Source organism: Flavobacterium amylolyticum (assembly GCF_048284335.1).
Classification (GTDB): Bacteria; Bacteroidota; Bacteroidia; order Flavobacteriales; family Flavobacteriaceae; genus Flavobacterium.
The window spans coordinates 293,623-309,451 of sequence record NZ_JBLVPG010000002.1 but is presented as its reverse complement, the minus strand read 5'-3'; the positions used below and the strand labels follow the sequence as shown (position 1 = coordinate 309,451).

The window sequence follows — 15,829 nt, the reverse complement described above, 5'->3', positions numbered from 1 at the left end:
GGGCTATAACAAAAAAAGAGGTTCGCTTTTATAACGAACATCTCTTTTTTAATTGTATTTATATTTACAAGGCCAATATAACCTTATTTAATATTACTTTTCGTTAGTTGCTTAGTAATTAGTCCTATATTCCGGTATAAAAAGATTCTTAGAACTTTAATTCAACTTGCTATTTTTTCGGCTAAAGCCAAAATAAATAATCAATCCAATCAAAAGCCAGATTCCAAAATAAATCCAGTTCCAAACGCTCAATTCTGCCATCATATACAAACAACATATCAAACCCAACAATGGTATCAAGGACAAATTTGATTTAAAAGACCAAACTGATAATCCAGCTAAAACGATTAAGAAAATCCACATTGGAATTTTGTGTTTGAATAAACTAAAACCCGTTTCATATTTAACTCCATCTGCTATTGGTAAACCCGCTATAACAGTAGAATATTTTGCATCATCTACTTCATATTGACTTAACAAAAGTTCTAAATCAGGTGTTTCATCAGTACTGTTTTTAGCATCAATACTTACTAAATAATCATATACTTTTTGAGTTTCTTCTTTATTCAATGAGGTAATGATAGCTGCTGAACTGTTAATTTGGGTTTCATTAGTTATGAAATCCATAGTCGCTTTTTTATTAAAACCAAAAGCAAACACTAATCCTATAGCAATTAAAAATGGTAAAATAAATTTAGAGTTTACATAGGGTGTTTTAAATTTTCCACGAGGAATATCCGTTCTGTTTTGCAAAACCAAAACACCTGCACAAACCAATACAAAAGCAAATAAAGTCCCAATACTACACAAATCGGTAACCAATATTAAATTCAAAAATAAAGCGGGAACTGCTACCACAAAACCGGTAACAATTGTTGCATACGACGGTGTTTTATATTTGGGATGCACTCTTGAGAAACGTTTTGGCAACAAACCATCCCGACTCATACTCATCCAAATACGAGGTTGTCCCATTTGAAACACCAATAAAACACTAGCCATAGCCACAACCGCACTTACTGCAATAATTCCTGACATCCATTTTAAATCTAGTTTGTCAAAAACAAATGCTAGCGGATCGCCTACATTCAATTGGTCATAACGAACCATTCCAGTTAATACCAATGCTATGGCGATGTACAAAACCGTACATATTATAATAGCCCACATCATTCCTCTTGGCAAATCACGTTGTGGATCTTTACACTCTTCAGCGGTAGTTGAAATTGCATCAAAGCCAATATAAGCAAAGAAAACGGCTGAAACACCTTTTAAAACACCCGTAACTCCATTTGGAGCAAAAGGATCCCAATTTGCTGTATCTACATAAAAGACTCCAACAGCAATAACCAATAGAACAATACATAATTTAACCACAACCATGATGTTACTGGCATTACGAGACTCTTTCATTCCGCGGTAAATCAGTGCTGTAATCAAAACGATTATCAATAAAGCCGGAAGATCTGCTACAAAATGAAACGAACCCACAACAGGTGAAGTCGTCCAGGCCGTATAAGCATCTTGTAAAGCAGGACTTAAGTTTACATATTCTTTTCCGCCTTGCATCAATGCTGTAGCATCATCAAATCCTCTGGAAGCAGATAAAAAATCCATTTGAACCCATTGCGGCAATTCAAGACCACCGCTTTCAAGTAATCCTGTAAAATAATCACTCCACGATATGGCAACCGTTATATTACCTACGGAATATTCCATGATTAACGCCCAACCAATAATCCAGGCTATAATTTCACCAAAAGCAACATACGAATACGTATAGGCACTTCCGGAGACAGGAACCATTGAAGCAAATTCAGCATAAGCAAAAGCAGCAAAACTACAGGCAATAGCCGTAAACAAGAATAAAAAGATAACAGCAGGACCTCCATCAGAACTCGCTTTTCCAATAGTACTAAAAATCCCCGCCCCTACAATAGCTGCAATTCCAAAAGCAGTCAAATCACGAGCCGTTAAGTGTTTTCCTAATGCATTATGTCCGTCTGCATTTCTTTTTTCAACCTGTTTTAAAATATCTTGTACTGTTTTCTTTCTAAATAAACTTGAAGATGCCATAAAATAAATTTTATCATTAAAAGTTAATATATTGTAAATTGTATGTCTTTATGCTGAGGATAATGTAAATTATCTTCAAAATTCAAAAGTATAAAACAAATTGAATTAATAGAGTTTCTCTAACAATTTATTTTTATTATTTTTTAAAAAAGATAAAATGATTTTTTTTATTACTTTACAAAGTCAAATTATACATAATTACTCTAATAAAAGAAAAACACTTGAAACGGACGTGAAGTATTATAGGGTTCAAAAATCATATCAAACTAGAAAATCATTTCACACAACTTCTTAGAATAGTAACCGGATGTAAGGCCTTTCTGCTTGTCCCATCAAAAATTTGATGACGGCAACTGGTTCCTGCAGCAGCAATAGTCACTTTAGTATCAGTTGCTCTAATTTTAGGAAACAAAGTATCTTCGCCCATTTGCATGCTGATTTCAAAATGCTCTTTTTCATAACCAAAAGATCCTGCCATACCGCAGCATCCTGAATTATAAATAGTAACCGAATTGTTTTTAGGTATATTTAGCATTGCAAACGTCGCTTCAATAGTACTTAAAGACTTTTGGTGGCAATGGCCGTGAATTTTTATTGTTTTTTCTTCATCAGAAAATTGTTCCGAATGAATTTTACCAGATGCAATCTCTTTTTTGAAAAATTCTTCGATTGTAAAAACATTTGGAGCTAATTTTTCGGCACTTTCTTTGTCGTCGGCTAATCGAATGTATTCGTCTCTAAAAGTTAATATTGCCGACGGCTCGATTCCTATCAATGGACAATCAGCAGTAATATAATCTGCAAAAACAGCAACGTTTATATTCGCAATTGCTTTTGCCTCCTCCAGAAAACCCTTTGAAATAAAAGCTCTTCCACTTTCTTCATGATCCACCAAAATCACTTCGTAACCCAATTCAGTCAATAATTCATACGCATCTATCCCTACTGAAACATCATAAAAATTAGTAAATTCATCACAAAACAAACATACTTTTCCGTTTACAAAAGAATCACTCGGTGCTTGATTCCAATTTTCTTCATACCATTTTCTAAACGTCTTTGGAGCCAAGAGAGGCACCTGCCTCTGAGAGGCTATTCCCATACTTTTTTTAACTAAAGGAAAATTCACCATAAAATTAGTAAACCTAGGAAAAATGCTTCCTAAATTATTGAGTTTTGCATTGAAGGCAAATATTTTATTGCGCAACGTAAATCCATTTGCTTTTTGGTATTGGTATAAAAACTCCGATTTTAAAGCCGCAACATCTACATTACTGGGACATTCACTGGCACACGCTTTACAACTCACACACAATTCAAATACTTTATACAATTCTTCGTGATCAAATTTATTCACTTTCTCTGAATGTGTCAAATATTCGCGCAACGCATTAGCTCTGGCACGAGTGGTGTCCTTTTCATTTCGTGTTGCCCGATAACTGGGACATAATGTTCCACCAGCAGAGGGGAGTTTCCTGCAATCACCGGATCCATTGCATTTCTCTGCTGCACGCAAAATTCCCATACTATCTGAGAAATCCTGAATCGTTTTTATATCCGGTTCTACCCGACCCGCTTCTACCCGAAGGTTCTCATCCATTTTGTAGGCATTTACAATTTTCCCAACATTCATCACTGTATTGGGATCAAAAGCATTTTTGATGCGTTTTAATAATTCATAATTTTTATCTCCTATCATAAACGGCAAAAATTCTCCACGTACTATTCCGTCACCATGTTCCCCACTCAATGAACCTCTGTATTTTTTTACCAAAATTGCTACTTCGGTTGCGATGTTTCTAAATTGATGCAATCCTTCTTTTGTTTTTAGATTTAGAACAGGGCGTAAGTGAATTTCTCCCGCTCCGGCATGTGCATAATAAATGGCGCTCTGACCGTGACGTAGCATCATTGCGGAAAACTCAGCAATATAATTTGGTAAATCACTCAATTCGACTGCAGTATCTTCTATCGAATCAGCCGCTTTATTATCTCCTACAATACTTCCTAATAGTCCCAGACCTGCTTTGCGCAATTCATTTATTTTATCAATATCAGCACCATAAATTTTAGGCAAAGCATACCCAAAGTTGTGCTGCTCAAGATCTGCTATTAAAGCATTGGCTTGCAATTCAGCATCTTCCATACTGTGATGTGATGCCACTTCAAGCATAATAACTGCTTTTGGCTCTCCTTGAATAAAAAATCTATTTTTAGCTTGCTCTCGGTTGGTTTTGGTACAATTCAAAATCGTATCATCCATCATTTCGCAGGTATACAAATGATGTTTCATTGCAGTCACTACTGCTTCTAAACTTTCCTGAATGGTGTGAAAATGAGCTACTACCATAATATTATTCGTGGGTGGTACATCATCCACTTTCAACGTAATTTCTGTAGTAAAGGCCAAGGTTCCTTCACTTCCACAAAGGAGTTTTGCTACATTTATCGTTTTTTCTGTACCTCCAAAAAGTTCCGACTTTAATAACAAATCGATAGCATAACCGGTATTTCTTCGGTGAATTTCTGGTTTTGGAAATTCTTTTATAATTTCTTTTTGATTGTCTGTATTCGAAAGCTCCTCAAATATAGTTTTGTAAATCGAACTTTCCAGTGTGTTCCCTTTTGTTTTTTCAATGAATTCTACCGAAGTCATTTCTTTGAAGGTAGCAAAACTTCCATCACTCAAAATAGCTTTTATCTCTACTATTTTATCCCGAGTAACCCCATAGCGTATCGACGTTGTTCCAGACGAATTATTACCTACCATTCCACCTATCATACAACGGTTCGAGGTTGAAGTATTGGGTCCAAAAAATAATCCATGCGGTTTTAAGTACAAATTCAATTCGTCTCGAATCACTCCCGGCTGGACGGTAACCGTTTTTTTTATAGAATTAAAGGCGCCAATTTTAGTAAAATGTTTCGAAACATCTATAATAATTCCGCTACCCACAGTTTGACCTGCCAAGGAAGTACCGGCAGTTCTAGGTGTAACCGAAATCTTGTTTTTGGATGCAAAACAAATGATTTTTACAATATCTTCCTCTGATTTTGGAATGGCTACTGCAACAGGCATAATTCTGTATGCTGAAGCATCCGTAGCATAAAGGGTCTTGTGCAGCTCGTCATAAAAAAGTGTTCCTTCTAATGATTGAGATAACTGCAGTAATGAAAGGGAAGTTGGCATGATCAAAGACATTATATTTTAAAAAACTGATGCTATAGCATTTTTGACAAATATAAATATTATAGACTGTCAAAAAATGAAAAATCAAATAAGAAAAATCAAATAGTTTTTAATCAAATTTAAAATCCGATCAAATACTACTTAATACTGATTTAGAAAAATATGGCAAAGAAATTGTGTTGATAAAATAAGTTAAATTTTAAAACCAATTTATCTGGTAAATTTCACTAAAAAAACTATTTTTGAATACTTTATAAACAAGACTTTAATGAAAAATTTCAAGCGCACCTTTTTGCTTTTATCCATCTTTTTACTTTCTGTTTGGAATGGAAACGCACAAGCATTAGCTACGAATCCTAAAAATGAATTTAGAGCCGTTTGGATTGCTACCGTAGTCAATATTGACTGGCCAAAAACCAGTACAGATAATGTTGCCAAACAAAAGGCAGATTACATTGAGATTTTAGACACCTATAAGAAATTAAATTACAATGCGGTCATCGTTCAGATTCGAAGTGTTGGGGATGCATTTTATCCTTCCGAATTTGCACCTTGGTCTCGTTTTTTGACTGGGAAAGAAGGCCAAGCACCAAAACCTTATTTTGACACCTTAGCTTGGATGATTGCTGAAACCCATGCCAGAGGCTTTGAATTTCATGCTTGGATGAATCCCTACAGAGCCACGATGGACTATAACACTTCGCTTTTAAGCCCACAACATGATTTTTTCAAACATCCGGACTGGATGATTAAATACGGCGGTAAATATTATTACAATCCGGCATTGCCAGAAGTTCAAAATCACTTAACTGCTGTTGTGGAAGAAGTGGTTAGTAATTATGATATTGATGCAATCCATTTTGACGATTATTTTTACCCGTATCGAATAAAAGGAGAATTATTTGATGACACTGATGCTTTCAAAAAATACGGGAATGGATTGAGTTTAGCTGACTGGAGACGCTCTAATGTAAATGATTTTGTGAAATGTGTTTCAATTTCGATTAAAAACATCAAACCTTGGGTACAGTTTGGTATCAGCCCGTTTGGAGTATGGCGTAATAAATCAGTAGACCCAAGAGGTTCCGAAACGGAAGCCGGACAAACTAATTATGATGATTTGTTTGCGGATCCTTTGGCGTGGATGGAAAACAAATGGATCGATTACCTAGTTCCACAATTGTACTGGAGTATGGATCATCCTAAGGCTTCGTATTCAAAATTATTGCGTTGGTGGTCTGAAAACTCCAAAAACACTGCTGTTTATATTGGAAATGGAACCTATAAAATTAATGCCGATTCCGACAAAAGATGGAATAATCCTAATGAGATTCCAAATCAAATAGACATTACAAGATCCTATAAAAACATTCAAGGAAATGCTTTTTTTAGTGCCAAATCCTTTTTGAATAAAAATCAGAGCGTGACTCGATTATTGGAAAACAATCAATACAAATACCCCGCACTGCCGTTTGTTGTTCCTAATTTTATTAAAAAAATGGCGATTGTTCCCACAGCAAATAATGTTTTGATAAATCCAGTGTCCTCCAGTTTTAATGTTACTTATCCGTTGTACAGTAAAGTGCGTTATGTAATGGTTTATGGCGCTAAATTCAATTCGAAAATTGATATTACTAATCCTAGTCAAATTATTGATAAAGTTGCGTTTAAAGAAAATAATAATACTATTGAAGTCGTAATACCAACTTACAAATTAGACAAAAATACCAGCTGTGCCATTACATTCATTGATTTTTATGGTAATGAAAGTGAAGCAACTCTAGTAAACTTTACATTATAAATTCAATTGAATATTATTATTCCTTTTTAAATGAGAAAAGACAACAGCCCTTGGTTTTGGATTCCACTCTTAAATTTTGCTTCAGGTTTTCCCTACGCTATCATAATATCTGTATCGGTGATTATGTACAAAAGTTTAGGAATTGATAATGAAGATATCGGTGTATATACTAGTTTATTATACTTGCCTTGGGTTATTAAACCATTATGGAGTCCCTTTATAGATTTATATGCTACTAAAAGAAAATGGTTTCTTACGATGCAATTGGTAATTGCTATAGCCTTTTTGATTGTCGGATTAACCATTCCTATGAGTAATTTTTTTGTATTAAGCCTAGCAATTTTTTGGGTAGCGGCATTTGCGTCTGCCTCAAATGATGTGGCAAGCGATGGTTTTTATTTATTGGCTTTAGAAAAAGAACAACAATCTTTTTTCTTAGGAATTCGAAGTACTTTTTACCGACTTTCTATGCTTACTGCCAACGGCTTAATCGTAATCCTAGGGGGATTTCTAGAGCATAAATATGGAGATAAAAGCAAAGCTTGGTCCTACACAATGATAATTGTTGCCCTAATAATGGCTTTTCTAACCGTATATAACTTTTTTACCACTCCAAAAACAGAGAACACTAAAGTTACAACCGAAACAGAAAACAAACAGAGTTTCGGCGTTGTTTTTAAAACCTTTTTCCAAAAGAAACAAATTGGAATTGTATTGGCTTTCATACTGCTTTTTAGATTAGGAGAATCTCAATTATTAAAAATGTTAACCCCTTTTTTAATAGACGACACAACCAAAGGTGGCATGGGATTAACGACTGAGGAAGTAGGCATCATTTATGGGACATTTGGAGTAGCAGCACTGGTAATTGGTGGAATTCTAGGTGGAATAGCGATTTCAAAAGGAGGACTTGGCAAATGGATGCTACCCATGATTTTAGCAATGCACTTGCCGATAATAGGATTTATTTTTCTTTCTCATTTTCATCCTAGTTCTGTTTTTTATATTTATCTTACAGTAATTGCAGAACAATTTGGTTATGGATTTGGGTTCGCTGCCTTTATGATGTATTTAATTTATGTGGCTGATGGTGCATCTAAAACGTCCCACTACTCCATCGCAACAGGATTTATGGCTTTAGGAATGATGCTTCCTGGAATGCTTAGTGGCTACATTCAGGAATATCTGGGATATGGAAATTTCTTTATTTGGGTGTTTTTAGCTACGATACCAGGATTAATACTTTCCAGATTTTTAATCTTTCCAGCTGATTTTGGTAAGAAAGTGGAACAAGTATAAATGATATAAACTTCAACTCTGCAAGAAACCTAAGTCCATTCAAGCTAGTATTTCTAAGCGTCTAATGTGAACTTCCATTTGATGTAAGGCTAAAAATTATTGTTAAAACTATTTCAAAATGACATTAGAACAAAAAATAGGGCAAATTTTCTTCCCTGCTGTTTTCATTAATGATACCGAAGAGAACATACAAGCAACGGAACGATTAATTAGAGAGTACAACGTAGGTGGATTAACTTTTTTTCATAGCAGAGCCAGTGCCGCAACGAATTATGAAAATAAAAATAAAGTAGTTCCTAACGATACTAGTGTTCAGCGTCTAAAGGAACTTGTGATAAGGTATCAAAACTGTGCTACTACTCCCTTATTAATGAGCATTGACGCAGAATGGGGATTGGCTATGCGTGTTGAAAAAACACCACAATATCCTTATGCCATTACACTTGGAGCTTTACCCGAAAGTGAAAAACATTTGGTTTATGAAGTGGGAAAACAAATTGGTTTAGACTTAAAATCAGTGGGAATTCATTATAACCTAGCACCTTTAGCAGACATCAATAATAACCCGAATAACCCTGTAATTGGGTATCGCTCCTTTGGACAAAATAAAGAAAAAGTGACTTTATTTGCCCTTGAATATTTAAGAGGGATGAATGATGTGGGAATTTTAGGTTGCCTTAAACATTTTCCCGGACATGGTAACACCAATGTAGATTCCCATTTAGGTTTACCCATTTTAGAAGAAACATTGGAAGAATTATTAACCAATGAATTGTACCCTTTTATAAAAGGTATCGAGAATAATGTCGATTCGATTATGATTGGGCATTTAGCTGTCCCTGCTTTGAATGAAGGAAAGAACACTTCGGCAACGTTGTCCAAATCTATAATTGAAACCCTTTTGCGCAAGGAATTAGGGTATGATGGTTTAGTGATTTCGGATGCGTTGAACATGCACAGTGTTTCAAAATTATACCCCAAAAAAGGACAACTGGAATGGGAAGCTTTCAACGCCGGAAATGATGTATTGTGTTTTGCTGAAAATGTCCCCGAGGGAATTCAGGAAATTCTAAAAAATGCGACACCGGAACGAATTGAAGCCAGTTTCCAACGCATTTTGAAATGCAAGAAAAAAGTAGGAATTGTTGATGGGAAACTGAGTTTACCAAATCTTTCTGAAAGTACATTTAATTTTGAAGCTTGTTCGATTTTAAATCAAAATATTGCTCAAAACTGCATGACAAAAATAAAAGACAACCATAATACTGTGACTGTTTTTGATGCTAAAAATAGAGAAGATCTTGCCAAAATGAGTATCTATAAAAATACCAACAATCCATTTTTCAAAAACTTGACTATAGCTTTACCTTCTCCTGAATTTTATTATGAAACTGGAGGATCTACGGTTCTAAATGAATTAGAAAAAAACCTAAATCGATTTGATACTTTGGTCATTTCTTTATTTGTTCCAAAAGCAAAACCTTTAAATAATTTTGATATTAAAGATGGAGTTCTTCAATTTTTAGGTAAGTTGTTAACGTCAAAAAAATGCATTTTATATGTTTTTGGAAATCCTTACGTCCTTCAAATTATTCCAAATCTCACGTATGCTTTAGGAATTATTCAAATGTATCAAGACACTACTGAATTTCAAGAAATCGCCGCAGAAAACCTTTTAGAAAATACTAAATGCAAAGGAATTCTTCCTGTAATTGTTTCTTTTTTATAATCATCACCTTACAATTATATAAGATTCATACTAAAAGACTTTCTATGATGCATTGAATAGTGATCCATTTGCTGAACTTATTTGAAGCAAAAATAACAATTCCTGATGATATTGTTGTTTACTTGATTACTCTTTACAACATTTATTTTATCAAAAAGGGCAATAATTGAGTTTTCTATACTTTTAATAAAGGTAGTAAAAAGTCTTTCCTCACTTTTTGTTTTATAATATTTTATTGGGATTCGGCATAAAAAAGGCTGTTCGAAAATACCTTTTCGAACAACCTCATAAATAAATAAAAATTATTTTTTAACTTTTGAATCAATTAAATCCTGAATAAGATTCCAGTCATAAAGATGAAAAGTCATTCCGTTACTCATTGCAACAAACATTCCCTTAGGGAAATTAGAACCAAGGTTAACCTGTGTTACATCTGATCCATCAGATTCAACAGTAGCTGTTGGGATCTCTGCTAATAATGGATAAACATTAGAATTTTCTTTAGTGCCAGATCTTGGATAAACCATAAAAGTATTGTTTTGCTGGTTTGAAACTAAAATATATCCTGTAGAGTCTGTTTTTTTATAAATGGCAATTCCCTCATTATCTGATTTAAAATCATTTTTACCAAAAACAGCCAGTTCTTTGTTATTCATAGCGTCTGGATCTGCAAGATATTTTTTGATTCCAAATTGTTCATCACTATAATACACATACCCTAATTCATTGTCTACAGCGATCGCTTCTATCTCTTTTTTTCCGCTAAAGCTCCCAAACTTCCGAACCAATTTGGCTGTCACAATTCCATTTTCCGAACCTATCAATTCATATTGCCATAGATAGTCAGTTGTAGGTCCTGATTTTCTACCTACAATAGCATAAATAGCATGATCACTTGCTCTGGTATACAAAGCAATTCCCATAGGATCACGCTCTGTTTCTCCTTCAAAGGCAGGAATACCTCCATTATCAATTGGTTTTAAATCCGGAAGTGAATAAACTCTGATTTTATTGGTTTCTCGCTCTGTAACCACAGCTATATCAACTTTTTTAGTACCTAATTGTAGTCCATAAGCAACATCCACATTATTGGGCCGTTTTAATGTTGCCGTTTTGTTTATTATTTTCCCTTTCAAATCATATACATAAAGCGCTCCGTTACTGTCTTTATCTGTTCCCAGAATCAAACTTTTTGAGGGATCGTCAGGATGAATCCAGATTGCTGGATCATCAGTATCGTGAGGTGTCATTTCTGTTATTACTGTAGGCTTGAGCGCATTTTTTTTTATTTCTGCTAATTTGTTTTTACAAGAAGCCAAAAGGCTAAAACTTAGAAGAACAAGTATTATTTTCTTCATCTTATTTATTAATTTCTGTTTTAAAAATCAGAATTCCTTTTTCATTAAGGGCCTGCATTATAAGTTTTTTATCGGTAACGGAAAAAGCCATAAATCCGGGTTCCGCAGCGGCAAATAAGGTACCCTCGCGTTTTCCTGTAGGTCGCACTTCACAACCCGATCCCGTAAGAAATTGAGTTGTGTATCGTCCTTTAGGTTTAATTACTTGAAAGTCATGTTCGTGTCCGCATAAATAAGCATCTACCTTATGCTTGTCAAAAAACTTGGCAACTTTTTTTCAAAGGATTTAGTGTCTGGACTCTCTTTTCGTTTTCCTCCTGAATATAAAGGATGATGCCCCACTACTATTTTCCACTTGATTGATTCATCTGTTGTATTTAATGTTTCAGTCAACCATTTTCGTTGTGCCGTAGTGTCCTGAGCGATTATATTTTCATACATATCCGAATCTTTTTTATAATAGCCATCAATAAACGGATTAGTATCTATTACTACCAATAACAATTTATTTCCGTTTTCCATTGCTATTTTTTTGGAATAATAATTAGCTGGTAAATTCCACCTGCGACTCACTTTTGAATAATCAATTTGAGCTTGTATGTTGCCTCTATAATCGTGATTCCCCAAAGTTATATACCAGTTTTCATACAAACTATGATTAGTGTATATATTTTCGAAAGACGAATTCCATTGACTGTCTTGCGTACTTTACACCCCATTAGGATAAAAATTATCCCCCATTGTTAGCGTAAATTTAGAACCTAAAGTCATTGCCGCTTTCCCCATTTGATTGGCTACTTCTTTTTGATAATAGTATCCGTTTCTTCCAAAATCACCAACAACAATAAAGTTAAGACTTCCGTCTTGTAGTTCTAATCCCGGAATAAATCCTCCTTTATAACCTGATTTTTCCTCGGATAAATAATCTTGTGCAAACAAATGAAAGTGAAGCAAAAGAAATAAAAATAGTATTGCGTTTTTTTTCATGACAAATGATAAATAGTAGCGTAACCATGACGTTTTTCCATTTCTACGCTACAAATATTAAAATTTTAAAGATCAAATTTGACTCCCACATTATACCTAGCCTGATAAAATTCCAACTGTTTAGTTCTGTTTGAAGTTCCTTGATAATAGCGTAAAGGTTGGTTCGTTATATTATTAGCTTCTGCAAATATGCGAAGGCTTTTTGTTAATTTATAGGAAACATTCATATCCAGAAAAAACTGTTTGTCATAATAACTGTCCTGAAATTCAGAAGCACCCAATTCATCTAAATAATCTGCAGCAAAATTAGCCGAAGCCCTGGCCGAAAATTTACTGTTTTCCCAGAATAAAGACCCATTAATCATATGTGGAGCAGTACCCGGCAAACTTACATTAGTCCTTTCATTTCCATCAGCATCTGAAATTCCTTTGGCATCTGACTGAGTAAAAGTATAGTTAGCATACACTCCAAATCCTTTTAAAAATTTACCGGGTAAAAAGTCTAATTGCCTTTGAAAGGCAAATTCAAATCCGTAAACAGAAACATTATCCCCATTCCTGGATTGAATAAAATTCCAGTTTTCTCCCATAGGTACAGGATTGGATTGTGTAGGGAAATCATTAGCAAAATCGGCGGTTGTGTATTGATTGTCACTATAGGTGTAAATAAACTTATTAAGGTTTTTATAAAAAACTCCAGCAGATACCAAGCCAACAGATTCAAAATAATTTTCAGCCATAAAATCAAAGTTATGAGAAAAAGTAGCGTCTAATTCTGGATTTCCGGCTTGTATCTCAGCATCTGCAGCTATATTATTGACATAGGGAGCTAATGCATAATAATTAGGACGTGCCAGAGCAGTTGTAAATGCAGCTCTTAAAATCAGATCATCTGTTGCATCATATTTAAAAGCAATACTTGGAAGGACATTCGTATAGGTATTTGTATTATTAATTTGACCTTCCAATTCTGATTCATCTAGAACTCTGTTTCCAGTGTAATCAATATGGGTTGTTTCGATACGAGCACCTACAATCATAGAAAGCTTGTCGTTAAATTCCTGATCCCATCTTACATATCCTGCGTAAATATTTTCCTTGGCAGTATAATTTACAGCTAAAAATTCAGAAGGGTCCACTTCTTGTTCATATAAAGCGGTGTTATTTAAATTTAGATTACCAAGATAAGATGCAGATGCTTGCGTACCCGAAACGTACTGGCTTCCGGGATTAAATCCATTTCCTCTAAAAAAAGTAGTCGGAATATCTGCCAGATTAAAAGAAGTAAGAGGAGTATATGAATAAAATATATTATTCCTTTCTTTATCCTTTAATCGCACACGGAGACCCGTTCTAATCCGTCCTTTTTGATCTTTAAACACTGAAAATGGAAATCGAAGGTTTAGTTTTGCACCCAATTCACTTTCATCAGTACGATCTCTATTTTCGGAAAGTGCTGTCTGCGCAAATTGATTTAAATTTTCTCCGCTAGTGCTAATCAAAGGCAGTCTATTGTTGCTTAAATCCTGTGTAAAAGCCAAACCTTCTTGTTCAAATTCAAGATAGCGTTCATTAGGGCGAAACTCACTTGCAGTTGCGTAATTAACAGACCAATCCAAATCCAGTTTAGAGCTCAAAAGATGCTCTCCTTTTAGTGAATAATTCTGTACCCGCTGATCTTCTAATCGGGTGCTTTTATTGCGATTATTGTCTATTCCGCCTTTTGTCTGTCTTCGAACTCTTCCGGTAAAACCCGTTATAGTTTCATTATCATAAATTGCTTCAATATCGTCATAACGTGTTCTAAAACGTGTTTCTCTATCGTCTCTCCAATTGTAAATTGCATTGGCAAAAATTCTATTATTTTCGTTAAATTTATAATCTAAAGCAATCGCTCCACTTCTTCGAATGCGCTGAACATTGTAAATTCTAATGTCAGATTCCTCAACATACACATTGTTAAAAGCATCTTTTACCCAAACAGCTTCGACATTATCCGAACCGTAATTATTATTATTATAAGAGCCACTAACGACCATTCCTAATTTATTGTCTAAATACCGATTTCCATAAACTAGTCCTGCAGTATAATTTGCTTGTTCTCTAATTGGACTAAAACCACCCGCCATAGTTGCCGAAATTCGCTCTCCGTTTGGTGAGGCACGAGTAATTAAATTTACAGAACCCCCAATAGCATCGGCATCCATATCTGAAGTCAGTGTTTTATTAACCTCAATAGTAGCAATCATATCCGATGGAATTAAATCCATCTGTACATTTCTATTGTCTCCTTCGGCAGACGGAATTCGATCCCCATTAATAGTGACCGAATTTAAAGATGGAGCCAATCCCCTTACAATAATATTTCTGGCTTCCCCTTGATCATTTTGCATTGTAATTCCAGGAACCCGTTTTAGAGCATCGCCTATATTGGCATCCGGAAAACGCCCCACCTGATCTGATGAAATAATATTAGTAATGTTACTGTTGTTTTTCTGTTGGTTCAAAGCTCTCGCTTGACTTCTAATTCGGTCTCCTTTTACAATAACCTCATCTAGATTTTCAGAACCGCTAGACATAACCAGATTGATTACAGTATGTCTACCATCTTCCACTACAACTTGCTGGCTTACAGTTTTATAGCCAATATAAAAAACTTCTATTTGATAAGTACCCGCAGGAACATTTAAAAATTCATAATCACCAATTTGATTAGAAAGTGTATTGCGATTTGCTGTATTCAATAATTTTATTGATGCGAAAGGCAACGAAATATTGCCAATGGCATCGGTTATCTTACCGGAAACTATATTGCTTTTCTGGGCAAATATAGATTCACTAATACTAAAAATTAAAAATAATAAAAATAATTTTTTCATAATATATATCGTGTTATTTACAATATTGCTAATGTAAACGCAGATGTATTAAGAAGAGGTTAACTGTTGATTAGGCTATTGATCACGGAAGTACAAAAATAGTTAATTAACTTTTGGGTCTTTATTACACAAAAAATTAAGATCCAAAAGTATAAATTAAGCAAATTTTAAGAAAATAATTTTGCAATCCTTAATTTTAGTGATGTAATAAATATATATAGTACTAAAAAAGACAATTTAAACTTCTATTAACTACAATTAATACATCTAATTATAGTTATAATAATAGAATATGTATTAGATTTTACATAAAAAACTGTCTGTTAAACAAAAACTTCTGTAGTAACGAAATATATAAACCTTTTATATTTTGTTTATTGACCAATAATTATAACTAGGAGCCGAACTATAAAAAAACAATTGACAATTGATTTACAATATCGTGTCGATTGGATAGTATTGAAAATTGAAGGTATTATACTTATTTGGTTCCTATTAACAAAGGCGTAA

The 15,829-nt window shown here is 34.2% G+C and carries 9 protein-coding genes; 3 read left to right on the top strand and 6 right to left on the bottom strand.

Features of this window, described 5'->3' with window-relative positions:
- Positions 1–156: 156 nt before the first annotated feature.
- Both ACNQF9_RS07530 and ACNQF9_RS07525 read right to left on the bottom strand, forming a co-directional pair.
- On the bottom strand, positions 157–2,076 hold the full coding sequence (locus tag ACNQF9_RS07530; RefSeq protein ID WP_417989960.1) for an amino acid permease: 1,920 nt from the start codon (positions 2,074–2,076) through the stop codon (positions 157–159).
- Positions 2,077–2,350: 274 nt separating this feature from the next.
- The gene (locus ACNQF9_RS07525; protein ID WP_417960420.1) at positions 2,351–5,266 is read right to left on the bottom strand and encodes an FAD-binding and (Fe-S)-binding domain-containing protein; all 2,916 of its coding nucleotides are present in this window, start codon (positions 5,264–5,266) and stop codon (positions 2,351–2,353) included.
- 268 nt (positions 5,267–5,534) lie between these two features.
- Between ACNQF9_RS07525 and ACNQF9_RS07520 the strand changes: the two genes are divergently transcribed.
- From ACNQF9_RS07520 to ACNQF9_RS07510, 3 genes are all read left to right on the top strand, one after another.
- Positions 5,535–7,067: a glycoside hydrolase family 10-like protein gene (locus tag ACNQF9_RS07520; RefSeq protein ID WP_417960145.1), complete on the top strand. Its 1,533-nt coding sequence runs from the start codon at positions 5,535–5,537 to the stop codon at positions 7,065–7,067.
- Positions 7,068–7,097: 30 nt separating this feature from the next.
- On the top strand, positions 7,098–8,366 hold the full coding sequence (locus tag ACNQF9_RS07515; RefSeq protein ID WP_417960146.1) for an MFS transporter: 1,269 nt from the start codon (positions 7,098–7,100) through the stop codon (positions 8,364–8,366).
- A gap of 118 nt (positions 8,367–8,484) precedes the next feature.
- Complete coding sequence (locus ACNQF9_RS07510; RefSeq protein WP_417989959.1) at positions 8,485–10,095, top strand: glycoside hydrolase family 3 protein; 1,611 nt, start codon at positions 8,485–8,487, stop codon at positions 10,093–10,095.
- Between the two features lie 302 nt (positions 10,096–10,397).
- Here the strand turns inward: ACNQF9_RS07510 and ACNQF9_RS07505 are convergent, their stop codons facing one another.
- The 4 genes from ACNQF9_RS07505 to ACNQF9_RS07490 all read right to left on the bottom strand — a co-directional run bounded on the left by ACNQF9_RS07505 (position 10,398) and on the right by ACNQF9_RS07490 (position 15,319).
- On the bottom strand, positions 10,398–11,453 hold the full coding sequence (locus ACNQF9_RS07505) for a phytase (RefSeq protein WP_417989958.1): 1,056 nt from the start codon (positions 11,451–11,453) through the stop codon (positions 10,398–10,400).
- Between the two features lie 240 nt (positions 11,454–11,693).
- The gene (locus ACNQF9_RS07500; protein ID WP_417989957.1) at positions 11,694–12,104 is read right to left on the bottom strand and encodes a metallophosphoesterase; all 411 of its coding nucleotides are present in this window, start codon (positions 12,102–12,104) and stop codon (positions 11,694–11,696) included.
- A 57-nt stretch (positions 12,105–12,161) separates the two neighbouring features.
- Positions 12,162–12,440 (bottom strand): hypothetical protein, encoded by a 279-nt coding sequence (locus tag ACNQF9_RS07495; RefSeq protein ID WP_417989956.1) that lies wholly within the window; start codon positions 12,438–12,440, stop codon positions 12,162–12,164.
- A 65-nt stretch (positions 12,441–12,505) separates the two neighbouring features.
- The gene (locus tag ACNQF9_RS07490) at positions 12,506–15,319 is read right to left on the bottom strand and encodes a TonB-dependent receptor (protein WP_417989955.1); all 2,814 of its coding nucleotides are present in this window, start codon (positions 15,317–15,319) and stop codon (positions 12,506–12,508) included.
- Between the last annotated feature and the right edge of the window lie 510 nt (positions 15,320–15,829).

Bases quoted from the DNA above. Each gene is read 5' to 3' on its own strand.
- ACNQF9_RS07530 (WP_417989960.1), bottom strand. From the start codon at position 2,076: ATGGCATCTTCAAGTTTATTTAGAAAGAAAACAGTACAAGATATTTTA.
- ACNQF9_RS07525 (WP_417960420.1), bottom strand. From the start codon at position 5,266: ATGCCAACTTCCCTTTCATTACTGCAGTTATCTCAATCATTAGAAGGA.
- ACNQF9_RS07520 (WP_417960145.1), top strand. From the start codon at position 5,535: ATGAAAAATTTCAAGCGCACCTTTTTGCTTTTATCCATCTTTTTACTT.
- ACNQF9_RS07515 (WP_417960146.1), top strand. From the start codon at position 7,098: ATGAGAAAAGACAACAGCCCTTGGTTTTGGATTCCACTCTTAAATTTT.
- ACNQF9_RS07510 (WP_417989959.1), top strand. From the start codon at position 8,485: ATGACATTAGAACAAAAAATAGGGCAAATTTTCTTCCCTGCTGTTTTC.
- ACNQF9_RS07505 (WP_417989958.1), bottom strand. From the start codon at position 11,453: ATGAAGAAAATAATACTTGTTCTTCTAAGTTTTAGCCTTTTGGCTTCT.
- ACNQF9_RS07495 (WP_417989956.1), bottom strand. From the start codon at position 12,440: ATGAAAAAAAACGCAATACTATTTTTATTTCTTTTGCTTCACTTTCAT.
- ACNQF9_RS07490 (WP_417989955.1), bottom strand. From the start codon at position 15,319: ATGAAAAAATTATTTTTATTATTTTTAATTTTTAGTATTAGTGAATCT.